Annotated in this window: 4 protein-coding genes; 3 read left to right on the top strand and 1 reads right to left on the bottom strand. The window is 63.2% G+C overall.

Annotated features, from left to right (window positions below; translation table 11 throughout):
• From C8K14_RS22155 to C8K14_RS22145, 3 genes are all read left to right on the top strand, one after another.
• On the top strand, positions 1 to 1,146 hold a 1,146-nt coding region (locus C8K14_RS22155; RefSeq protein ID WP_208110672.1), incomplete at its 5' end, for a terminase large subunit domain-containing protein.
• A gap of 11 nt (positions 1,147 to 1,157) precedes the next feature.
• The gene (locus C8K14_RS22150) at positions 1,158 to 2,237 is read left to right on the top strand and encodes a phage portal protein (RefSeq protein ID WP_233251192.1); all 1,080 of its coding nucleotides are present in this window, start codon (positions 1,158 to 1,160) and stop codon (positions 2,235 to 2,237) included.
• A gap of 146 nt (positions 2,238 to 2,383) precedes the next feature.
• Positions 2,384 to 3,196 (top strand): DNA adenine methylase, encoded by an 813-nt coding sequence (locus C8K14_RS22145; protein WP_107719286.1) that lies wholly within the window; start codon positions 2,384 to 2,386, stop codon positions 3,194 to 3,196.
• Here the strand turns inward: C8K14_RS22145 and C8K14_RS22140 are convergent.
• On the bottom strand, positions 3,183 to 3,581 hold a 399-nt coding region (locus C8K14_RS22140; RefSeq protein ID WP_199223801.1), incomplete at its 5' end, for an SOS response-associated peptidase family protein. The two genes, C8K14_RS22145 and C8K14_RS22140, sit on opposite strands and share 14 nt — an antisense overlap.

Genomic DNA, 3,581 nt, shown 5'->3' with positions numbered 1-3,581 from the left:
GACGAGGATGGCGAGCCGCAGGCGCTGCCGGCGATGGATGCGGTGGGCTTTTATCCGCTGTCGACCAACAGCGCGACCGCCCAGGGCGAGAGCGGCGACTTCTACTTCGATGAATTCGCCTGGGTGCACGGTTTCACCGAGCTGAACGGCGTGGCCAGCGGTATGGCCACGCACAAGATCTACAAAAAGACCTACTTCTCCACGCCTTCGACCAAGACGCACCAGTCCTATGGCTTCTGGTCGGGTGAGGAGTGGAACGCCGGCCGCGCGAAGGGCGATCAGCAGCCGTTCGATATTTCGCACCGCAATCTGCGGAACGGCGCGATCATGCCCGATGGTAGCTGGCAACAGCTCGTCACCATCCATGACGCGGTGGCCAAGGGCCTGGGCAAGCTGGTCGACGTGGACGAGCTGCGGCGCGAGTATTCGGACGAGCGGTTCCGCAACCTGTTCGAATGCGAGGACATCGACGATTCCGAAAGCTCGTTCCCCTATGTGCGCCTCGCCCCGGCGCGGGTCGACAGCTTCTACAAGTGGCGGGATTTCGCGCCCGCCCTGATCGAGATTTCTGGTGGGCGGCCGTTCGGCGATAAGCCGGTGTGGCTGGGCTATGACCCTAATAAGCAGGGCCGGGATGATGCCGCGCTAGCCGTTCTTGCGCCCCCTGAAAAACCGGGGGGTAAATTCCGGGTGCTCGAGAAGATCCGGCTCAACGGGTTGGACTTTGCCGGCCAGGCCGACGCCATTCGGGCGGTCTGCAAGCGCTACAACGTCACCGACATATCGATCGACACGACCGGGCATGGCCAGGCGGTGTGGGAATTGGTGAGCAAGTGGTTCCCGCTCGCGCGCAAGATCGAATATTCGGTGGCCAGCAAAACTGCCCTGGTCATCAAGGGGCAGAACGTTTTCCGCGCCGGCCGTATCGAATTCGATGCCGGTTGGACCGATGTGATGCAGGCCTTCATGGCCATTCGCCCGACGCTGACCGGGAGCCAGCGCGGCGTGACCTATACCGCGCGGCGGAACGGCGAGATCGGCCACGCCGATATCGCCTGGGCGATCCTCCACGCTCTTTCCAACGAACCGCTCGATGCGGGGGCCGAGATCCAGGCGCCGGCCGGGCGCGTGCGCTTCCTTAACTGACAGGACCGATGATGACTGAACCCAGCTCGACCGCCGTGGCCCTGGCCGATCAGCCCGAGGACCAGGCCAGCCATGCCCCGGCCAAGGTGTTCCGCTTCGGTGAGCCGGAGAGCGTGCTCGATCGCCGCGAACTCGCCCAGTATTTCGAGATCTGGCACAATGGCCGCTGGTACGAGCCGCCGCTGCCGATGGCGCGGCTGTCGCAGACGTTCAACGTCTCACCGTATCACCGCAGCGCGATCGGGCTGAAAGTCAACCTGCTGGTGGCGCAGCAGACGCCTTCGCGGTGGCTGGCGGCCGACGTGTTCGAGCGTTGGGCGCTGGATTTCCTGCAGATGGGCAATGCCTATCTCGAGAGCGTGCCAAATCTGGGCGGGCGCATTGCCACCTTGGCGCATAGCCCGGCAATTCATACGCGCGCCGGGATTGATCCCAACGTGTTCTGGTGGACGAACTGCGCGCGGGGTGATGAGCATGCCTATGCACCCGGCACGATTTTTCAGCTGCAACAGCCTGACGTTGCACAGGAAATCTATGGTCTGCCGGAATGGCTGTCGGCGCTGCAAAGCGGTCTGCTGTCAGAAAACGCCACGCTGTTTCGCCGCCGCTATTACCTCAACGGCGCGCATGCGGGCTTCGTGTTCTATGTGAGCGAGCCGCTGGCCGACCAGGCCACCGTTGACGCCATCGAAGAGCAGCTGGGCAGTTCCAAGGGCGTGGGCAACTTCAAGAACATGCTGGTCTATATCCCCAAGGGGAAGAAAGACGGCATCCAGATCATGCCGATCGCGGACGTGACGGCGAAAGACGAATTCTCCGCCGTCAAGAACATCAGCCGCGATGACATGCTGGCCGCGCACCGCACCCCGCCGATCCTGATCGGCGTGATCCCCCAGGCAGCCGGTGGGTTGGGAAATGTAGGCCAAACCCGCGATGCGTTCTTCGAGACGGAGATCGTGCCCATCATGCGGCGCATGCTCCGGCTCAACGATTGGACCGGTCTGCCCGTGCTCGCCTTCCGCGATTACGTGTGCAGCGATGGCAGCGTGATCAAGCAGGACGGCACCCGCGTGGCGGCCGGCGCGCTATAAGGATTCCGCCCGCCGAGAGAGGCGGGGGAAGGGGGCGTTGCACCGCCCCATTCCGACGACCGCAGATCGTCATGTCCCCAGACAGGCCCACCCGAGGCCATCCCGCCTGCCGACTCGGCGGCGAGAACATATAAGGAACATTTGCGATGTTGTCGAACGTGCTCGACCAGCTCAAACCGGTCAGTCCCACGCGGCCGCCTGCGCCTTACATCGGCGGCAAGAAGATGCTCGCCAAGCGCTTGGTAGCGCAGATCAACGCTGTGCCGCATCGGCTCTATGCCGAGCCGTTCGTGGGCATGGGCGGGGTATTTTTCCGGCGCGACCAGCGGCCGAAATGTGAGGTGATCAACGATTGGTCGGAGGACGTGGCCACATTTTTCCGCATTCTGCAGCGGCACTATGTGGCGTTCATGGACATGCTGCGCTGGCAGGTGACTTCGCGCGCGGGGTTCGAGCGGTTACGCGGGCAGGATCCTTCGACGCTGACCGATCTCGAGCGCGCGGCGCGGTTCCTCTACCTGCAGAAGCTGACCTTTGGCGGCAAGGTGGCTGGGCGTGTATTCGGGGTGGACACAGGCGGTCCGGCGCGGTTCGATGTGGCAAAGGTCGGCCCTGTGCTCGAGGCGGCGCATGAGCGGCTTTCCAGCGTGGTAATCGAGCGCTTGCCCTGGGCGGATTTTGTCGCCCGTTATGATCGGCCGGGGACGCTGTTCTACCTCGATCCGCCATATTTTGGCTGCGAAACGGACTATGGCCGCGATCTGTTTGACCGAGACCAGTTCGAGGCGATGGCCGATCAGCTGCGCGACATCAAAGGCAGGTTCATCCTGTCGCTGAATGACCGACCCGAGGTACGGCGGATCTTCGACGGCTTCACGATGGAGGCGGTGCCGGTGCGCTACACGGTGGGCGGGATGGCGCAGAGCCGGGTCGTGGGAGAAGTGATCATTTCGAACTGAAGGAACTTGTGGGGGGCGGGGCGCGATGCTGCCCTGCCTCCCAGCTCCAATCTACCAGGGACTCACGGCCACCATCTTTCCACGAGATGCTGGTGGGCATGACGAAAACATCGTCTGCAGGCCAAGGTCGATCGAATTGCTGCAGATCTGCCAGTGGGGCATTGAGCCAGGTATCCCAGTCCTCGCGTGCCAGGATCACTGGCGACCGATCATGGATCGAGGCCAACTCGGGAGCGTTGCGCGTCATCACGCCGGTATAAACCGGCCCCCAATCCTCGCTGTCTCGCCACAAGCCGGCCCACGCGAACATCGATGTGGAGCGCAATGTCAGCCAGGCGGTTGTCATCGAGCCAGATTCCCCGATCGCTTCGGCATAGGCAGACGC

Source organism: Novosphingobium sp. GV079 (assembly GCF_003058045.1).
GTDB lineage: Bacteria > Pseudomonadota > Alphaproteobacteria > Sphingomonadales > Sphingomonadaceae > Novosphingobium > Novosphingobium capsulatum.
Note: the sequence above shows the minus strand (reverse complement) of the source record. Positions and strands in the feature narration are given on the sequence as shown.

Bases quoted from the DNA above. Each gene is read 5' to 3' on its own strand.
- C8K14_RS22150 (WP_233251192.1), top strand. From the start codon at position 1,158: ATGACTGAACCCAGCTCGACCGCCGTGGCCCTGGCCGATCAGCCCGAG.
- C8K14_RS22145 (WP_107719286.1), top strand. From the start codon at position 2,384: ATGTTGTCGAACGTGCTCGACCAGCTCAAACCGGTCAGTCCCACGCGG.